This window comes from Cutibacterium nasicola, from assembly GCF_052654715.2.
In genome coordinates, this window is the sequence record NZ_CP199745.2 from 897,934 (window position 1) to 915,689 (window position 17,756).

Annotated in this window: 17 protein-coding genes; 13 read left to right on the forward strand and 4 right to left on the reverse strand. The window is 63.7% G+C overall.

The genetic code is table 11. The annotated features are described in order from the left end of the window. Positions 1-7 precede the first annotated feature (7 nt). Entirely contained in the window at positions 8-1,084 is a 1,077-nt protein-coding gene (locus tag ACUCCZ_RS04135; RefSeq protein ID WP_435916386.1) for an FKBP-type peptidyl-prolyl cis-trans isomerase, read from the forward strand. 62 nt (positions 1,085-1,146) lie between these two features. On the opposite strand, the gene gluQRS is transcribed toward ACUCCZ_RS04135, so the two are convergent. Next, positions 1,147-2,136 (reverse strand): tRNA glutamyl-Q(34) synthetase GluQRS, encoded by a 990-nt coding sequence (gluQRS, locus tag ACUCCZ_RS04140; protein ID WP_435916387.1) that lies wholly within the window; start codon positions 2,134-2,136, stop codon positions 1,147-1,149. Positions 2,137-2,222: 86 nt separating this feature from the next. Here gluQRS and ACUCCZ_RS04145 point away from each other — a divergent pair, with 86 nt between their 5' ends. From ACUCCZ_RS04145 to ilvC, 11 genes are all read left to right on the forward strand, one after another. Further along, positions 2,223-3,185 (forward strand): helix-turn-helix transcriptional regulator, encoded by a 963-nt coding sequence (locus ACUCCZ_RS04145; RefSeq protein ID WP_435916388.1) that lies wholly within the window; start codon positions 2,223-2,225, stop codon positions 3,183-3,185. Beyond that, on the forward strand, positions 3,182-4,147 hold the full coding sequence (locus ACUCCZ_RS04150) for a WYL domain-containing protein (RefSeq protein ID WP_435916389.1): 966 nt from the start codon (positions 3,182-3,184) through the stop codon (positions 4,145-4,147). The genes ACUCCZ_RS04145 and ACUCCZ_RS04150 overlap by 4 nt, the downstream gene beginning before the upstream one ends. A gap of 2 nt (positions 4,148-4,149) precedes the next feature. Next, positions 4,150-4,353 (forward strand): hypothetical protein, encoded by a 204-nt coding sequence (locus tag ACUCCZ_RS04155; RefSeq protein WP_435916978.1) that lies wholly within the window; start codon positions 4,150-4,152, stop codon positions 4,351-4,353. 92 nt (positions 4,354-4,445) lie between these two features. After that, a complete protein-coding gene (locus ACUCCZ_RS04160) occupies positions 4,446-4,679 on the forward strand; it encodes a twin-arginine translocase TatA/TatE family subunit (RefSeq protein ID WP_435916390.1) in 234 nt (77 codons plus the stop codon). Between the two features lie 8 nt (positions 4,680-4,687). Then, positions 4,688-5,566 (forward strand): twin-arginine translocase subunit TatC, encoded by an 879-nt coding sequence (tatC, locus tag ACUCCZ_RS04165; RefSeq protein ID WP_435916391.1) that lies wholly within the window; start codon positions 4,688-4,690, stop codon positions 5,564-5,566. A gap of 116 nt (positions 5,567-5,682) precedes the next feature. Beyond that, complete coding sequence (locus tag ACUCCZ_RS04170; protein WP_435916392.1) at positions 5,683-8,442, forward strand: DEAD/DEAH box helicase; 2,760 nt, start codon at positions 5,683-5,685, stop codon at positions 8,440-8,442. A gap of 72 nt (positions 8,443-8,514) precedes the next feature. Further along, positions 8,515-9,276, forward strand: a complete 762-nt coding sequence (gene hisF, locus ACUCCZ_RS04175) for an imidazole glycerol phosphate synthase subunit HisF (protein WP_435916393.1) — start codon at positions 8,515-8,517, stop codon at positions 9,274-9,276. Between the two features lie 44 nt (positions 9,277-9,320). Further along, a complete protein-coding gene (locus ACUCCZ_RS04180; protein WP_435916394.1) occupies positions 9,321-9,731 on the forward strand; it encodes an HIT family protein in 411 nt (136 codons plus the stop codon). Positions 9,732-9,945: 214 nt separating this feature from the next. Further along, positions 9,946-11,751, forward strand: coding sequence for an acetolactate synthase large subunit (locus ACUCCZ_RS04185; protein WP_435916395.1), 1,806 nt, complete (start codon positions 9,946-9,948; stop codon positions 11,749-11,751). Position 11,752: 1 nt separating this feature from the next. Then, positions 11,753-12,259: an acetolactate synthase small subunit gene (gene ilvN, locus ACUCCZ_RS04190; protein WP_435916396.1), complete on the forward strand. Its 507-nt coding sequence runs from the start codon at positions 11,753-11,755 to the stop codon at positions 12,257-12,259. 59 nt (positions 12,260-12,318) lie between these two features. Then, a complete protein-coding gene (ilvC, locus tag ACUCCZ_RS04195) occupies positions 12,319-13,347 on the forward strand; it encodes a ketol-acid reductoisomerase (protein WP_435916397.1) in 1,029 nt (342 codons plus the stop codon). An 86-nt stretch (positions 13,348-13,433) separates the two neighbouring features. Here the strand turns inward: ilvC and ACUCCZ_RS04200 are convergent, their stop codons facing one another. Together ACUCCZ_RS04200 and ACUCCZ_RS04205 are read right to left on the reverse strand one after the other, a co-directional pair. Beyond that, complete coding sequence (locus tag ACUCCZ_RS04200) at positions 13,434-14,012, reverse strand: O-methyltransferase (RefSeq protein ID WP_435916399.1); 579 nt, start codon at positions 14,010-14,012, stop codon at positions 13,434-13,436. Positions 14,013-14,114: 102 nt separating this feature from the next. Further along, positions 14,115-15,173: a 3-isopropylmalate dehydrogenase gene (locus ACUCCZ_RS04205; RefSeq protein ID WP_435916400.1), complete on the reverse strand. Its 1,059-nt coding sequence runs from the start codon at positions 15,171-15,173 to the stop codon at positions 14,115-14,117. Positions 15,174-15,262: 89 nt separating this feature from the next. On the opposite strand from ACUCCZ_RS04205, the gene ACUCCZ_RS04210 reads away from it, so the two are divergent. Next, positions 15,263-16,354 (forward strand): branched-chain amino acid aminotransferase, encoded by a 1,092-nt coding sequence (locus ACUCCZ_RS04210; protein WP_435916401.1) that lies wholly within the window; start codon positions 15,263-15,265, stop codon positions 16,352-16,354. A gap of 109 nt (positions 16,355-16,463) precedes the next feature. On the opposite strand, the gene ACUCCZ_RS04215 is transcribed toward ACUCCZ_RS04210, so the two are convergent. After that, a complete protein-coding gene (locus ACUCCZ_RS04215; RefSeq protein ID WP_435916402.1) occupies positions 16,464-17,747 on the reverse strand; it encodes a thymidine phosphorylase in 1,284 nt (427 codons plus the stop codon). Positions 17,748-17,756: the final 9 nt, after the last annotated feature.

Here is a 17,756-nt window from a genome sequence, read left to right on the forward strand (position 1 = left end):
CACGTCAGTGACAGGAATTGTTCTGAGGCGCTACTCGGGTACCCTCAGGCAGGTGAGTTCGAACAAGCATCGTCGGGTCAGCGCTGCGGCACTTGCCGCCGTACTGTGCGTGTCGTCACTGGCCCTTGCCTCCTGCAACAAGTCATCCCCCGACGCCGAGCCGTCGCCGAGTAACTCGGCAAGCGCCCCGGCCTCCGCCCCCGCGGGCACGAAGGCTTCGGCCACTGCGACCAAGAAGCCGACCATGGTCACGAGTCTTGATCAGATCAAGGTGTCCGGTGAGGACGGCAAGGCCCCCAAGGTTGAGGGATCATGGCCGCTGGCCATCGCCAAGACCCAGGCCAAGGTACTCAAGGAGGGTGACGGCGAGAAGGTTGACAAGAACGCCACCGTCAAGGTGAATTACCTTGGCGTCAACGGGCGTACCGGCAAGGTGTTCGACTCCTCTTACCAGCGTGGTTCAACCGTGGACTTCCCGCTGTCCCAGGTCGTCCCAGGATTTGCGAAAGGTCTCACCGGCAAACACGAGGGTGATCGGGTCCTCATCATGATGCCGGGTTCTGACGCTTACGATTCGAAGGGCGGCGCCCCGCAGGCTGGCATCATGAAGGGCGATTCCCTCATCTTCGTCGTAGACATCGTCAACGTGCCGCTCGCCAAGGCCAAGGGTGAAGCGGTGACCCCGACCTCTGGTCTGCCCACCGTCAAGGAGGTTCAGGGAGCCCCCGCCGTGACGATCGGCAACGCCAAGAAGCCGTCGAAGCTTGTCGCCCAGCCCCTCATCAAGGGAGACGGCAAGAAGGTCACCCCCAAGGATGCGATTGACGTCAAGTACCGCACCTATGCCTGGTCCTCCAAAGAGCTCATTGAGGACGGCTTCTCCAGTGAGGCCGTCACTGGTTCCATGAGTTCGGTCATCCCGGGGTGGAAGAAGGGCCTGGCGGGTCAGACGGTCGGTTCGCGCGTCATGCTCATCGTCCCGCCTGCCGATGCCTACCCGGAGGGCAACACCAATCCGCCGGTCAAGAAGGGCGAGACCTTGGTGTACGTCATCGACATTCTCTCGGCTCAGAAGGAGTCCTGAGCCCCTGATCTGAGGCACTGAGTCGGCCGGTCCCCTCATGAGTGGGCCGGCCGAATCCGTTGTCACAACTCGACCACGGGCAACACGGCGTCGCTCCACCAGCCACGTGGCCCTGCAAGCGGAGCTGGATCAAGTGGGGTCACGTGGGCCGGGGGAGAGGGCGGGGTCAGAGCCGCGGACCCGATGAGGTCATGCGGATCGGTGGCTTCCGGAAGACCCAAGGAGCGGCACAACCATGCCACGACGTGGTTGCGGTCGATGCCGGCTTCCATGAGGTCGGTCAGCCCTGCAGCCCCTGCTGACTTCGAGAGACGCTCACCGTCGGGAGCGGTGACAAGACCGGTGTGCGCATAGGTTGGGGCCTCAAAACCGAGTAGTGCGGCCAAGTGGGCCTGACGGGGCGCCGAAGACCACAGATCCCTGGCTCGAACCACCTGATTCACCCCTTGCAAACCGTCGTCAACGACCACTGCGAGGTTGTATGCGGGGGTGCCGTCGTTACGGACCAGGACGAGATCGTCGACTCGCCCTCGGCAGTGTCCGCGCGCCAGGTCGGTGGCCTGGAAGGAGTCGATCTCGCTGGCCAGGCGGGTGGCAGGAGGGCGCTTCCCAGCCCGTTCTTCGCGCTGTGGTGTGGTCAGGGTTCGGCAGGTGCTTGGGTAGGGACGCCAGTCGGCCTCGTTGGGGGCGGTGGTCGCTGCCGCGATCTCCTTGCGAGTGCAGAAGCAGGGGTAGGTGTCCAAGCCTGCGACGGCGTCAGCGTAGAGATCACGACGTTCCGACTGCCGGACCACTGGCCCGTCCCAGTCGATGCCGAGGGTCTCCAGGTCCCGTAACTGGGCCGAGGAGATGTTCCCGGCGGCCGCTACTCGCGCCTGGTCCAGGTCCTCGATGCGCACCACGAATCGGCGTTGCGAGGATCGGGCCAGCAACCAGGCCGCCAATGCCGTACGGAGGTTTCCCAGGTGGAGGGACGAGGTGGGGGATGGGGCAAATCGTCCTGCTGGCCCGGATGGCTGCGCAGAAGAATGGGTCGCGGCAAAATCGGTCACGAGCGGCAGTGTAGGCAACAATTGTTGTGACGGAATGGCTGTGCCCGCCCATATGGGTAGGCTGTGACGCTGGAAGGAGGGTGCCGATGGCTGCGCAGCGTTCGGAGAGGTTGGTCAACCTCGTCATCGCTCTCCTGGTCACCGACCGTCCTCTCACTCGTGCTCAGTTGCGCGACATGATCGAGGACTACCGCAACGTCTCTGAGGTTGCCTTCCAGCGCTCGTTCGAGCGCGACAAGGAGGAACTGCGTCGGATCGGCATCACTGTCGAGTCCGTGACCCTCGATACCTTCTTCGGTGACGAGGTCGGCTACCGGATCCCTCGTGCTGACGTCGAGCTACCACCTGTGCAGTTCACCCAGGCCGAGGCTGACGCCCTGGCCACCGCGGCGCGGGTGTGGCGGGAATCCGTTCTTGACGAGTCCTCCACCTCTGCGCTGGTGAAGCTACGTGCGGCTGGTGTCGAACCCGACACCGAGGCCGGTATCGCTACCCAGGTCGTCACCGGTGCTGATGCGCCATCCTTCTCCGATCTGTGGCGGGCCACCATCGATCGCTCCCGGGTGAGATTCGGGTACCGAGGTGGCAAACAGCGCACCGTCGATCCATGGCGGATGGCCTTGCGCCGCGGACGTTGGTACCTCGTCGGACATGACGTCGACCGTGACGAACCGCGACTGTTCCGCCTCTCGCGCATCAGCTCTGCGGTGACCACGGTGGGGGAGCCCGGTACCGTCACCAGTCCCGAACCTGAGGTCATTGAGGCCCACCTCAATCGCCTTGAACCGCCCGAGCCTGAGGAGGTCGACGTCACCTTGGCTGTTGCTCCCGGTGTGCGTCTGGGGGTCATGACGACTCGCGCCGAGTGGGACGGGCCCGTTCCCGAGGGGTACGAGGTCGTCACCGGCGGGTTCGGTGGATATGGCGAGGCCGCCACCGCCGTGCTGCGCGCTGGTGGACGCATCATTCTGCTCGCCCCGGAGAAGGCCCGCACGGTGCTCGCCGATCGTATTCAGGCTGTCCTGCGGTTGCAGGAGGATGTCTCATGACCGCTCGTACTGACACCGCCAGGCTGCTCGCGCTCATCCCGTATCTGCGGTCCCACCCCGGAGTCGCCGTCACCGAGGTCGCCCGAGTATTCGGAGTGACCACCGATCGGGTGATCGCTGATCTCAAGATCCTGTGGATGGTCGGCCTGCCCGGCGGTATGCCGGACGACCTCATAGACATCGACATGGATGCCGTTGACTCCGACGGCACCATCACAATCACCAATGCCGACGCCCTGCCACGTCCCATGCGGTTGACTCCCGACGAGGCGTGGTCCCTGCTAGCCGCCCTGCAGGTCATCGCCGATCTGGCTGACGAAACGGTTCGGCCCGCCGTGGCCTCGGCGGTTGAGAAACTGCGCCAGGTCTGCCCGCAGTCCGGTCCGGACCCGGTGGAGGCCAGTGTGGAGGCCGATTACGACCCGCGTTCGGAGTGGTTCACCGGGGCGTGCGCCAACAAATGGCGCATTGAGATCGTCCACAAGCGAGGCGACGATCCGACCCCGCACACTCAGGTCGTCGACCCTGTTCGGGTGGAGGTTCGTGACGGGCATCGTTACCTCGTCGGATGGTCGATGGCTCGCAAGCAGTGGCGAACATGGCGTCTGGACCGCATCGTGACGGGCAAGAGGGTCGGCCACGCCACCAACCATGGCCGCCCGCCCAAGACCCTTGAGTGGTTCTCGGATGTCGTTGACGAGGTGACGTTGACCCTGGCCCCGCGTGCCAGATGGGTCGCCGAATATCACCCGGTGCGCCACGTCGAGAAGGACGGGGACGTGTGGAAGGTGACATTCGCGGTCGCCTCTGCGACCTGGCTCGCCGAACTCATGGTGGGTCTGGGCTGCGATGTCCTCGCCGTTGATCCGCCTCGCGCGGCTGCTCCTGCGATTCAGCTGGCACGCGCGGCGGCCGCGGCCAACGGCATTGAGGTGCCACGGCGTGAGGCTGGGGGCGAGTGATGATGGGGTGGTTGTGGGTCCTTGTCCTCGCCTTCGTCCTGCTCGTCGTGGAGATCGTGGTCGGCACGATCTGGCTGTGGCGCAAGGCCGCTGCACTGCTGAGCGGCGTGGAACAGACGACCGGTCGGCTCGATGAGTTGGCCCACATTCTGGAGGATTTCGACACCACCGCTGGCAAGGAGTCGATGAGGTCCGACGTACGCTGATCATCGTGGTAGCCTGAACGCCGATCGTCGAGCTGGCGACCCCCCGTGTGGTATGGGAACGGATGCCAGCCAAGTCTGGAAGGAGAGCCTCAATGGCTCCTCTGCTCATCGCGAATGACATGACCATCATCATCATCATCATCCTCGCGCTTGTTCTCTTCGGTGGTTCCCGCATCGCCGGCGTCGGCAAGGGTGCCGGCCGCGCCATCCGTGAGTTCAAGGAAGAGACGGCCGGTCTCGAGAAGGGCAAGGACAAGGAGGCCGAGAAGGACACCACGGCCGTCGAGGCTGACGTCGCCAAGGATCAGAGCAAGCCGACCGAGTGAGTTAACCCATGGCCACGGATACCCCGGTCGAGCAGACTGACGGTGAGGATCATCGTCGGTTTGCCCGATTCCGTCCACCCCAGGCCGGGGAGGGCGGTGCGATGTCGCTCCTGGACCACGTTCGGGAACTTCGGTACCGAATCATCGTGTCGTTCATCGCGGTCGTCATCACGAGCTCCGTGGCCTTCGTGTTCTATCGGCCGCTGGTCGAGATCGTCATGTATCCCTACCAGCAGGCCAGCGCCGCGATCAAGGACAAGAATCCAGCGGCCTCCCTGCAGGTCGTCAACACCGGTGTCGTCGCCCCGTTCGTGTTGAACATGAGGGTGGCCATCGTCGCCGGACTCATCGCAGCCTGTCCCGTCTGGCTGTACCAGATATGGGCCTACATCGTCCCTGGTCTGCTCGTCAACGAGAAGAAGTGGGCGCTGAGATTCCTGGGATCGGCCATTCCGCTGTTCCTCATCGGTTCGGCGCTGGGTTATTGGGTGCTGCCCAAGGGCATCGCCCTTATGCTGAATTTCACGCCTCATGGCATGGGCATCACCAACCTGCTCGACATGAATGCCTTCTTGGCTCTGGAGATCCGCGTCATCCTGCTGTTCGGCGTGAGCTTCCTGCTGCCAGTGGTCCTGGTCCTGCTCAACTTGATTCACGTTCTGTCATCTTCACAGTTGAAGGCGGCTCGCAAGTGGTCCATCTTCGGATTCTTCTGCCTGGGCGCCTTCGTCAATCCGTCCGGTGACCCCATTTCCATGTGCGCCCTGGCCGTCCCACTGAGCGTGATGTACGTCATCGCCGAGTGGATCTGCCGCAGTAATGAGCGCAAACGCAACACTGACGACTTGGGAATCGACAAGTCCGAATTCAACGTTCAGATCGATTGACTCGTGCCAGTCGTCTCGAGCCGTGGGTAGCTGCAACTGACCGTCCTGGCCTGTCCCTTCGCGGTAAACTTCGTCGGTCTGCCGTGACGGTCGTACCTGGTCGCTAGGTTGGAGACATGAGCGAGACTCTTGACCGGTTCATCGCAGGGCTGTCCTTCGAACCCGACGGCTACCAGGTGAAGGCCTGTCAGGATCTCGACGACGGTGCCGGGGTTCTCGTTGCCGCGCCGACGGGTGCCGGCAAGACGGTGGTCGGCGAGTATGCCACTGACTTGGCTCTGGCCTCAGGTCTGAAGTGTTTCTACACCACCCCCATCAAGGCGCTGTCCAACCAGAAGTTCCATGATCTGGTGGCTCGTCACGGTGAGGACCAGGTGGGTCTGTTGACCGGTGACATCACCATCAACTCGCAAGCTCCTGTTGTCGTCATGACGACCGAGGTGTTGCGGAACATGATCTATCGCAGCTCCCACACCCTCGACGCCCTGGGTTGGGTCGTGCTCGACGAGGTGCACTATCTGGCTGACCGTTTCCGCGGGCCGGTGTGGGAAGAGGTCATCCTCGGCCTGGATCCGAAGGTCAAGATCGTCGGGCTGTCAGCGACCGTCTCCAATGCCGAGGAATTCGGAGAATGGCTCGACGAGGTACGCGGGGACGTTAGAGTCGTCGTCTCCGAGCGTCGTCCGGTCCCCCTGACCCAGCACGTTGCCGTCGGGCGGCATCTCCACGATCTTTTTGACGACAGACGCCCCACCGAGGTCAATCAGGAGCTGGTGTCCATAGCCAGGGAGGAGTCCAGATTCCAGCGGGACGACTCCCGCCGCCCCCGAGGCCGCTCGGGCAAGGGGAAACGCAATGTTTCCTATGGCAGCGGGCGGTTTGGCGGAGCTTCCGCCCAGCGTCGAGGACGAGGCGGACGTGACAAGCCGCGCGGTCCTCGTCATCGGCCCAGTCGTATTCAGGTCGTGCGGTCCCTCCAGAGGGCCAACTTGCTGCCCGCCATCATCTTCGTGTTCTCCCGAGCCGGATGTGACGCCGCCGTCAGCCAATTGCTCAACACCGACCTGGTGCTCACGAGCCAGCGGGAAGCCCGCCAACTGCGTCGTATCGCGGAGCGCCACGGCGAAGGATTGACCGACGAGGAACGTCGAGCGGTGGGCTGGAACCACTTCGTGGTGGCCTTCGAGCGCGGTATCGCCGCTCACCACGCAGGGTTACTGCCAGTGCTCAAGGCCATCGTCGAGGAAGGGTTTGTCGCAGGTCTCCTCAAGGTTGTCGTCGCCACCGAGACCCTGGCCCTGGGCATCAACATGCCTGCCCGCACGGTCGTGTTGGAAAAGCTTGTGAAGTACAACGGACAGACCCACGCCGACATCACCCCGGGCGAGTACACCCAGCTCACCGGTCGTGCTGGACGCCGTGGCATCGACACCCAGGGACATGCGGTCGTGTGCTGGCAGGCTGGCATGGACCCGCGTGCGGTGGCCGGGTTGGCCTCCCGGCGGACCTATCCGCTCAACTCGGCCTTCGTCCCGACTTACAACATGGCCGTCAATCTCGTCGGATCCATGGGCCGGGAGAAGGCACGTGATCTACTGGAGCATTCCTTCGCCCAGTTCCAGACGGATCGAAGACTGGGCGGTTCAGCCGTGCGTAGCCGTCAGACCCAGTCCGAGATCGACGCTTACCTGAATGCTGCCCACTGTGAGCACGGCGACTTCGCCGAATACGCCCGGATGCGTGAGCAAATCAGCGAGCTGGAACATGAGCAGGCTCGACTGCGCAAGGCGGATCGGCCCAGCCAGATCGCCGATTCCCTGTCCCGTCTCGATCCGGGTGACGTCATCGCGGTACCGTCCGGGCCGCACGCCGGGTGGGTTGTCGTCGTCGATCCCGGAACTCACGGAAAGAGGGGCAAACGTCCGAAGCCACTCGTCATGACTCCGGGGCGGACCGTCATTCGCCTTGGCCATGAGGACGTCGATGCCCCAGTCAAGAGGGTCGCCGGGGTCAAGGTTCCGCGCCATTTCCACCCCGGAAATCAGGCCGATCGACGTTGCCTGGGCAAGGCCTTCGATCGCGTCCTTGATGGTCTGGGGGAGCCGGTCATCCAACCTAGACGTCTCGAGGTGGACGCGGAGCTGGCCGAGCGCATCCATGACCTACGAACTCGAATGAGGCAGCATCCCTGCCATTCCTGTCCGGATCGGGAATCCCATGCCCGTTTCGCCGAACGTGCCATGAGGCTGACTCGACGCAGCGAACGAGAGCTGGCGAAAGCGCGAGCCAAGGCCACCTCCATCGCAACCCAGTTCGAGCGGATCGTGCTCGTCCTGGAAGCCCTGGGATACCTCGGGGAGGATGGCCAGGACGTCACTGACGCCGGTCGAATGCTGTCGGGGATCTACTCCGAGCTGGACCTCGTGACGACCGAGGCCATGAGGCGTGGCATCTTCGACGAACTCGATCACCCTCAGCTCGCCGCGGTGTTGTCGACCATTGTCTACGAATCTCGTCCCGGTGATCGTGGCCACCTGCACCGCATGCCCGACCAGGCCAGTGAGTCGGCGGAATCCCAGCTTCGAGCCGTGCGAGCCGAGATCGGCCTGCTGGAACGGGATCACCGCATTGAGCGCCCCCGCGACCTCGACATCGGATTCGCGGAAACGGCCTATGCCTGGGCTGCAGGGGCCGGTTTGGAGACGGTGCTTGATGACATGAGCGCCGGTGACTTCGTACGACGGGTGCGTCAGGTCTGTGATCTGGCGGGTCAAATCGCTCATGCGGGAGTCTCTGAGGAGCTCGCTCACACCTGCCGTCAGGTGGTCGGTGCCATGCAGCGCGGTGTTGTCATCATGGATCGCGAGGAGGAGTGAGACCGCCCCTCACCTGCGATGACACCTGGATCACCCACTGCACCAAGGGTCCACACCCGGTAGCCTGTGGCCATGGCTGTGGCTGTGCGTGTCATCCCATGTCTCGACGTCAAGGACGGACGAGTTGTCAAAGGCGTCAACTTCGTCGGTCTGCGCGATGCCGGTGATCCGGTGGAATTGGCGGCCGAATACGGACGTCTGGGGGCTGACGAGGTGACCTTCCTCGATATCTCTGCCTCGACCGAGGGGAGAGCCACGACCTGCGAAATGGTGACCCGCTGCGCCGAGACGGTTTTCGTACCCCTGACAGTGGGCGGCGGTGTGCGAGGGGTCGACGACGTCGACGTCCTGCTGCGATCCGGTGCCGACAAAGTGGGTGTCAACACCGGAGCCATCGCCAACCCGGGAATCATCGACGAGGTCGCCGACCGATTCGGTACTCAGGTGATCGTGTTGTCGGTTGACGCACGACGGGAGCCAGATCAGCCTTCCGGATTCGGGGTGACCACCCACGGTGGAAGCCGATCAGCCGGACTCGACGCCGTCGAGTGGGCTCGGCAAGCCGTCAACAGAGGGGCTGGCGAGATCCTGCTCAACTCCATGGATGCCGATGGCACCACGGACGGTTTCGACATCGAGATGATTGAGGCGGTGCGCCAGGCAGTCGACGTCCCACTCATCGCCTCGGGTGGGGCTGGCACGGTGTCTGACTTCGTCGCGGCGGTGCGGTCCGGTGCCGATGCCGTCCTGGCGGCGTCCGTCTTCCACTACCGCACCCTGACGATAGCTCAGGTCAAGGACGGCTTGCGCAAGGCCGGTTTCGAGGTCCGCTGAGCGAACACCGCCATCAGGAAGAGCCGTTGTGGTAGTCATGATTCATGGACTGCCTTTTCTGCTCAATTGCTGCGGGGGACATCCCCGCGACGATCATTGGTTCTGACGACACCTCGGTCGCATTCCTCGACATCGAGCCCTTCCAGGATGGCCACACCCTCGTCATTCCGCGAAAGCACGTCACGAGCGTCCTTGACGACGACGGGGAGTTGGCTCGGATCAGCCCGATGGTGACGAAGGTCGCTCGCCGTCTGGTCGACTCGCTGGGAGCATCCGGAGTCAACATCGTCTCCAATGCCGGTGACGTCGCTGGTCAGAGCGTCCACCATCTCCACGTCCATGTCATCCCGCGGTACGACAGCGAGCCCGGGATCAACGCCATTCGTTCGACCATGCCGCTGCGTCCGGTCGAGGAGATTGCCGCCATGGTGAGCGGAGAGCCGCACAGAAAATAGTCCACAATGTGGGACGTATGTCCGAATTGGTTGACGGCTGGCCGTCCATGCACAAAGATCAAAGGTATGAACGGCCAGCTCATTGTTATTGGTTAGCGTCCTCATCTTCGGATAGGACGCTCCCTCGTGTGCCACTCGGCAGCGAGGGTTTTTTCTTGTCCAGGACTTTGACAGCACCAATGAAGCCGTTTCACAACCACGGATGGAGGATGACATGGCCGAGGAATCCCGGCAGCAACGAATGATGACTGGCGCACAGATCGTCATTGAGAGCCTTGGGAAGCTCGGTGTCGAGGTCGTCTTTGGGCTTCCCGGTGGCGCGATCATGCCGACCTATGATCCGCTGATGGATTCCGCGAAGGTGCGGCACATCTTGGTGCGCCATGAGCAGGGGGCTGGTCATGCCGCAGAGGGCTACGCAGTGGCCACCGGAAAGGTGGGCGTGTGCATGGCGACCTCGGGACCAGGCGCAACTAACCTCGTCACCCCCCTCTACGACGCCTACCTGGACTCGGTACCGCTGGTCGCCATCACCGGTCAGGTCGGTACCAGCCTCATCGGAACTGATGGCTTCCAGGAGGCTGACATTCGCGGTATCACGATGCCGATCACCAAGCACAATTTCCTCGTCACTCGTGCCGACGACATCCCGCTGGTGATGGTTGAGGCCTTCCACATCGCGTCGACCGGGCGGCCCGGGCCGGTCCTCATTGACATCACCAAGGACGCCCAGACCTCGGTCGTCCCGTTCACGTGGCCCAAGCAGTACGATCTGCCTGGCTACAGGCCGACGACTCGTCCCCACAGCAGGCAGATCAAGGAGGCGCGCGACCTCATTCGTGCCGCTCGTCGTCCGGTGTTCTACATCGGTGGAGGCGTCGCCAGGGCCGAGGCTGCGGGCGAGCTGGCTCGGGTGGTCGACATGACGGGCATCCCGGTTGTGACCACCTTGACGGCCCGTGATGTCTTCCCGTCCACCCATCCGCTAGCTCTGGGCATGCCCGGCATGCACGGCTCGGTGGCTGCTGTCGGAGCGTTGCAGCGCGCCGATCTGCTCATTGCTGTCGGCACTCGGTTCGACGACCGTGTCACTGGACGGCTCGATACCTTCGCTCCCGGCGCCAAGGTCATCCACGCCGACATTGATCCCGCTGAGATCGGCAAGAACCGTCACGTCGATGTCCCGATCGTCGGTGACGCCAGGCTGACTCTGTCGCGCCTGGCGGAGTCCCTGGAGGACAAGGAGCTGGCCGACATCTCGAGCTGGGTGCGTCAGCTGCAGCGGATGAAGGAGTCTTACGCACCGTCGTGGGAAGAGGTTCCCGAGGGTGAGATCTCCCCGCAGCAGGTCATCCAGCGCATTGGAGCCCTGGCACCTGAGCACAGCGTGTTCGTGACCGGTGTGGGCCAGCACCAGATGTGGGCCTCCCATTTCCTGCCACATGACAAGCCGCGCTCCTGGCTGACCTCCGGTGGAGCCGGAACGATGGGTTACTGCGTCCCGGCGGCTCTGGGGGTCAAGATCGGGCGTCCCGAGGCCACCGTGTGGGGTATTGACGGTGACGGCTGTTTCCAGATGACCAATCAGGAGCTCGTCACGGCTGCCCTCAATGGTGCGCCGATCAAGATCGCCATCATCAACAACAACGTGTTGGGCATGGTGCGGCAGTGGCAGAACCTCTTCTTCGATTCCCGGTTCTCCCACACTGACCTGCATTCAGACCGTCTGCCGGATTTCGTCAAGCTCGCCGAGGCGATGGGCTGTGCGGCCTTCCGCGTGACCGATCCGGACAAGGTCGACGAGACGATCAAGGCTGCCAACGAGATCAACGATCGTCCGGTGGTGGTGGAGTTCGTCGTCCACACCGACGCCATGGTGTGGCCGATGGTGGCTGCCGGAGCCAGCAACGATGACATCAAGATCGCTCGCGGCATGGCCCCCGACTGGGGACACGCCGGGGATGAGACCGCACCTGTCGATGACGAGGACGGCGTAGACGACGAGACCGAGGAGAACTGAGATGACCACACACGTGCTGTCGGTGCTGGTGACGAACCGTCCGGGCGTGTTGACCCGGGTGTCGGGCCTGTTCGCCCGCCGGGGTTACAACATCGAGTCCCTGACCGTCTCGCCGACCGATGATCCCAGCGAGTCCCGGATGACGATCGGAATGAGCGTCGTCTCGGCCCAGGCCCTCGAGCAGATCGTCAAGCAGCTCAACAAGCTCATCGAGGTTCACAAGATCGTCGAGCTGGATCCCGGTGCGGTGACCCGTGAGCTCATCCTCGTCAAGGTGCGCTCCAACGTCGAGAACCGCTCGAAGATCATCGACACCGTAGAGCTGTTTCGAGCCAAGACCGTCGACGTCTCACTGGAGTCGCTGACGATCGAGGCGACCGGGGGGCGTGAGAAGCTGGACGCATTGCTGCAGATGCTTGAGCCATTCGGAATCATCGAACTCGTTCAATCCGGACAGGTGGCACTCAACCGTGGTGCCGCCGCCCTCAAGACAAAACGCTCCGGATGATCTGGGATTCCTCAACGAAAAGACAACAAGGCCCAAACCCAACAAGGAGAGAACACATCATGGCAAAGATCTACTACGACGACGACGCCGACCTGTCCATCATCCAGAACCGTCAGGTTGCCGTCATCGGTTACGGCTCCCAGGGTCATGCCCACGCCCTCAACCTGCGTGACTCCGGTGTTGACGTGCGTGTCGGTCTGCGCGAGGGCTCCTCGTCGATCGCCAAGGCCGAGGCCCAGGGGCTGCGCGTGCTGCCCATCGAGGAGGCTTGTGAGGAGGCCGACGTCGTCATGGTCCTGGCTCCTGACCAGAACCAGCGTCAGCTGTACGCAGAGCAGATCGCCCCGCACCTCAAGGATGGCGACGCACTCTTCTTCGCCCATGGCTTCAACGTCCACTTCGGTTACATCAAGGCCCCCGAGGGCGTCGACGTCTGCATGGTTGCCCCGAAGGGCCCCGGCCACATCGTGCGTCGTGAGTACGCCGACGGGCGTGGCGTCCCGGTGCTGGTCTGCGTCGAGCAGGACGCCTCCGGAACGGCGTGGGATCTGACCAAGTCTTACGCCAAGGCCCTCGGAGGTCTGCGCGCCGGCGGCATCGAGACCAGCTTCCGCGAGGAGACCGAGACCGACCTCTTCGGTGAGCAGGCCGTGCTGTGTGGTGGCCTGTCGCACCTCATCCAGGCTGGCTTCGAGACCCTCGTCAACGCCGGTTACCAGCCGGAGATGGCCTACTTCGAGGTCTGCCACGAGATGAAGATGATCGTCGACCTCATCATCGAGGGTGGCATCTCCAAGCAGCGTTGGTCGATCTCCGACACTGCTGAGTACGGCGACTACGTCTCCGGCCCGCGCGTCATTGATGACCATGTCAAGGAGAACATGAAGGCCGTCCTGGACGACATCCAGACCGGTGCCTTCGCCAAGCGCTTCATTGACGACCAGGATGCCGGTGCCCCGGAGTTCAAGAAGCTGCGCGAGGAGGAGGCCAAGCACCCGATTGAGGCCACTGGCAAGGAGCTTCGCAAGATGTACTCCTGGCTGGCCGCCACCGACGAGGACTACACCGAGGGCAACGCCGCTCGCTGAGCCTGAGCAGTGCTGACTCGTGCCGAGGGCCCGTGGAGATCCACGGGCCCTCGGACTGTGGTCCGGGTTGTGGGTGTGGAAGAGGATCAGCCGCGCGGGGACAGACGGCAGGCGACGATCGCAGCCATGTCAGAGGCGAGTTGAATCTCAGTGGCATGGACCTTCGGATGGGTCAGCCACGCGAGCCTGGTGGTGTCGACGGTGCCGTTGATTTCGTGTGGGGGGAATCCGTGGCTGGGAGGCATGTCGTCGATGACGACCACGCCGCCAACAGCGACCGCCTTGAGGATCTCGTCGACCTCGCGCACCCGGGCCACTCGAATCGGGACGGAGAGCAGATCGAAGGGTCCGCGTTCCACCAGGTCGTCCCAGGTGCCCTCAATGATGTCGATGTCGAGGCCAGCCAAGACCTCACGGGCACGGGCACACACCGTCGGGTCAGGCTCGTAGCTGATGACCTTGGTGCGCTTGCGGGCCCCAAGGCGCAGCCAGGCAGCCCCAGCACCGGACCCCGTCTCGCATTCCCCGATGGAACCGTGCACCCCCGCAGCCAAGGTGGCCATGAAACGACCGGTCTCATTACGGGTGGTGGTGAAGTAGCCCATCTCCAGCGCATTGTGGAGGGCTTTCGTCACCGTTTCAGGAATCTCGGGAATGGGTAGCATGGGCGACATTGTGCCAGTAGGGAACATCCGCCCCGTCGGTGGTCATCGACAACTGGACACCTGGAAACCCCGGCCCGCTCGGACCGGGGTTCTCGATGGGACTCAGAGACGTTCGGCGATGGCTCGCCCGATCTCTCTGGTGGCACGGGATGGTCCCGACACCCTGGCAGCGATGTCGTCGGACACAGCTTTACGGATACGCTGGGCGTCGTTGGGACGGTTGAGATGGTCAAGGAGCATGGCCATCGAGAGGATCGCGGCGGTGGGGTCAGCCTTGCCGGTTCCGGCGATGTGAGGAGCTGAGCCGTGCACCGGCTCGAACATTGACGGGTATTCACCGGAGGTGTTGACGTTGGCGCTGGGGGCCAGGCCGATTCCGCCCGTCACCGCGCCTGCGAGGTCGGTGATGATGTCTCCGAAGAGGTTGTCGGTGGCGATGACGTCGAACTGCTGGGGTTCCTTGACCAACGCGATCGTGACGGCATCGACGTGCATGTAGTCGGTGGTCACCCGAGGGAACTCCGCGGAGACCTCGTCGACGATCCGGCGCCACAGTGAACCCGCATTGACGAGGACGTTGTGCTTGTGGACCAAGGTCAGGTGACCTCGGCGGGCCGCGGCTCGGGAAAAGGCGTCGCGAACGACCCTCTCGACTCCGAAAGCGGTGTTGATGCTCACCTCAGTGGCAATTTCGTGGGGAGTTCCGGTCCGCACCGATCCGCCATTGCCGCAGTAGGGACCCTCGGTACCCTCCCGGCACACGATGAAGTCGATGGGCCCGGCGTCGGTGATCTCGGGAGCCAGCGGAGTGGCGGTGCCGGGGTACCAGGTCGAGGGCCGTAGATTGACGCTGTGGGCGAGGGCGAACCGAAGTTTGAGCAGCAGACCTCGTTCCAGTAGTCCTGAGGGCACCTCGGTCGAGCCGGGAGCGGCACCGACGGCTCCCAGCACGATGGCGTCAGCCTGTGAGATCTCGGCCAAGGTGGAGTCATCCAGGACCTCCCCGGTGGCCTTCCAGTGCTCGGCGCCGAGGTGGTACTCATGGATGGTGAAGGCCTCGGACCCGATCGTCCGCTCCAACACGTGGAGAGCTTGCTCGGTGACCTCGGGGCCGATTCCGTCACCGCCGATGACGGCGAGCTGCGTCACGTCGTTCGTCATGGGGAGAATCCTACCGGGATGGTCCACGATGTGGTCGTGCGATTCCACGAATTGGAACGAGTGGTTGCCTTTCGGTGTAACGTGTGGCCATGAGTTTGCGCTTTGCTTCTGCTGACGATCTGATGTGGTCCTCCGATGAGCGGATCGCGCTGGAACATGCCACTCCCCGATTCGGTGAGGTCTTCGCCGATCACATGGCCCTCGCCACCTGGCAGGCCGGAGAGGGTTGGGGGGACGACGCCGTGGTCAATTACCGCGGCCTGGACATCAATCCTGGCGGTGCTGTTCTCCATTACGCCCAGGAGATTTTCGAGGGCCTCAAGGCTTACCGACACGCTGACGGGTCCGTGTGGCTCTTCCGTCCCGATCAGAACGGTGAGCGTTTTGCCCTGTCGGCCGAGCGCCTTGCCCTGCCCAAGCTGCCTGTTGAGGACTTCGTCAACGCCTGTGCGCGGTTGGCCGAGGTTGATGCCCGCTGGGTTCCTGACCCCGGGGAGGACGGTGAGAAGTCCCTCTACTTGCGTCCGTTCATGATTGCCAACCAGGACTTCCTCGGTGTCGCTCCTGCGACGACGGTGCTGTTCTCCGTGATCGGCTCACCTGTGGGCGCCTACTTCGTCGGGGGAGTGAAGCCGGTGCGTATCCTCGTCGAGCGCCACCAAGCTCGTACTGCTCCTGGCGGTACCGGCGAGGCCAAGTGTGGTGGTAACTATGCGGCCTCCCTGCGCTCCCAGATTGAGGCCCAGGCCCGCGACTGCGCGCAGGTGCTCTTCGTCGACGCGGTCGAGCACCAGTGGATCGAGGAGCTTGGCGGCATGAACTTCATGGCGATCAGCAAGGATGGCCAGCTCATCACCCCGGAGCTGACCGGAACCATCCTGCGTGGTGTCACCCGTAAGTCCATCCTCGAGGTGGCCCCAGATCTCGGTCTGGAGCCGGTGGAGCGCAAGCTCGGCATCGACGAGATGCTTGACGGGGTGCGCTCGGGCGAATTCCCTGAGGTCTTCGCCTGCGGTACCGCGGCGGTCGTCACTCCGATCAGGTCCTTCCTCGACGGCGATGACGAGGTGACGGTCTGCGAGCCGACCGGGAAGACCACGATGGAGATTCGGCGTCGCCTCCTCGACATCCAGTTCGGACGCGCCGAGGACACTCGCGGCTGGCTCAGGAGGGTCTGCTGACCGTCACGACGACAACCTGTCCTGGCGACACCTGTTCCGACGCGACTGGGGCCGGTTCACTTCTGGCGAACCAGCCCCAGTCGTTCTGGGCGGACCTGGATCAACGTCCTCAGGCCGTGATGGTGTCGACGACGAGGTCGCGGGGCTGGAGGGACTCGCCGACGCTGAAGGCGTCGGTCAGGACGTCCTCGGCACGCGAGATGGCGTCAGGAGTGTCGGTGAGCAGTGTTACCAGCGGCTGGCCGACGACGACCCGGTCACCCGGACGAACGCGCAGCATGACGCCGGCGGCACCCTGCACCGGATCCTCCTTGCGAGCTCGTCCCGCTCCCAGACGCCAGGCGGCCAGGCCGACGGACATGGCGTCGATTCCGGTGACGACGCCGGATTCGGTGGCGACGACGTCCTGGGAATGGTGCGCCACCGGCAGCGGAGCATCAGGATCGCCGCCCTGGGCGCGGACCATGTCTCGCCACACATCCATGGCCCTGCCACTGGCCAGTACGTCAGCCGGGTCGGTGTCGTCACGTCCAGCGGTCTTCACCATCTGACGAGCCAGGGCGATGGTGAGGTCGACGACGTCGGCAGGTCCACCGCCGGACAGCACCTCGAGGGACTCGGCCACCTCGATGCCGTTACCGCAGGCATAACCCAGCGGGACGTCCATCCTGGTCAGCAGGGCAGTGGTGCGTACTCCGGCGGCCTCACCCAGGCCGACGAGACGAAGCGCCAGCGCGCGAGCGTCCTCCTCGGTCTTCATGAAGGCACCCGAACCGGTCTTGACGTCGAGAACGAGGCTCTCGGTACCCTCTGCGATCTTCTTGCTCATGATCGAGGAGGCGATGAGGGGAATCGACTCGACGGTGCCGGTGACGTCACGCAAGGCATAGAGTTTCTTGTCGGCGGGGGCGAGTCCCGATCCGGCAGCGCAAATGACGGCGCCGACGGTGTCGAGCTGGACAACCATGTCGTCATGGGAGAGGTCGGCCCGCCAGCCCGGAATGGCCTCCATCTTGTCGAGGGTGCCGCCGGTGTGACCCAGGCCGCGGCCGGACAGCTGGGGAACGGCTGCACCACAGGCGGCGACGAGGGGAGCCAACGGCAGGGTGGTCTTGTCACCGACTCCACCGGTGGAGTGCTTGTCGACGGTGGGACGAGACAGCCCCTGAAAGCTCATTCGCTCACCGGAGTCGATCATGGCCGTCGTCCAGGTCGAGAGCTCCTCGTCGTCCAGGCCTTGGAACACCACCGCCATGGCCATGGCGGACATCTGTTCATCGGCGACGACACCATCGGTGTATGCGCGAATGAGCCAACGAATCTGATCGGGGTCGAGGGTCTGACCCTCGCGCTTGGCTCGGATGAGGTCGACGACGGAGTAGGTGGTGGTCATGCCGAAAGT

Bases quoted from the DNA above. Each gene is read 5' to 3' on its own strand.
- ACUCCZ_RS04145 (WP_435916388.1), top strand. From the start codon at position 2,223: ATGGCTGCGCAGCGTTCGGAGAGGTTGGTCAACCTCGTCATCGCTCTC.
- ACUCCZ_RS04150 (WP_435916389.1), top strand. From the start codon at position 3,182: ATGACCGCTCGTACTGACACCGCCAGGCTGCTCGCGCTCATCCCGTAT.
- ACUCCZ_RS04155 (WP_435916978.1), top strand. From the start codon at position 4,150: ATGGGGTGGTTGTGGGTCCTTGTCCTCGCCTTCGTCCTGCTCGTCGTG.
- ACUCCZ_RS04160 (WP_435916390.1), top strand. From the start codon at position 4,446: ATGGCTCCTCTGCTCATCGCGAATGACATGACCATCATCATCATCATC.
- tatC (WP_435916391.1), top strand. From the start codon at position 4,688: ATGGCCACGGATACCCCGGTCGAGCAGACTGACGGTGAGGATCATCGT.
- ACUCCZ_RS04170 (WP_435916392.1), top strand. From the start codon at position 5,683: ATGAGCGAGACTCTTGACCGGTTCATCGCAGGGCTGTCCTTCGAACCC.
- hisF (WP_435916393.1), top strand. From the start codon at position 8,515: ATGGCTGTGGCTGTGCGTGTCATCCCATGTCTCGACGTCAAGGACGGA.
- ACUCCZ_RS04180 (WP_435916394.1), top strand. From the start codon at position 9,321: ATGGACTGCCTTTTCTGCTCAATTGCTGCGGGGGACATCCCCGCGACG.
- ACUCCZ_RS04185 (WP_435916395.1), top strand. From the start codon at position 9,946: ATGGCCGAGGAATCCCGGCAGCAACGAATGATGACTGGCGCACAGATC.
- ilvN (WP_435916396.1), top strand. From the start codon at position 11,753: ATGACCACACACGTGCTGTCGGTGCTGGTGACGAACCGTCCGGGCGTG.
- ilvC (WP_435916397.1), top strand. From the start codon at position 12,319: ATGGCAAAGATCTACTACGACGACGACGCCGACCTGTCCATCATCCAG.
- ACUCCZ_RS04200 (WP_435916399.1), bottom strand. From the start codon at position 14,012: ATGCTACCCATTCCCGAGATTCCTGAAACGGTGACGAAAGCCCTCCAC.
- ACUCCZ_RS04205 (WP_435916400.1), bottom strand. From the start codon at position 15,173: ATGACGAACGACGTGACGCAGCTCGCCGTCATCGGCGGTGACGGAATC.
- ACUCCZ_RS04210 (WP_435916401.1), top strand. From the start codon at position 15,263: ATGAGTTTGCGCTTTGCTTCTGCTGACGATCTGATGTGGTCCTCCGAT.
- ACUCCZ_RS04215 (WP_435916402.1), bottom strand. From the start codon at position 17,747: ATGACCACCACCTACTCCGTCGTCGACCTCATCCGAGCCAAGCGCGAG.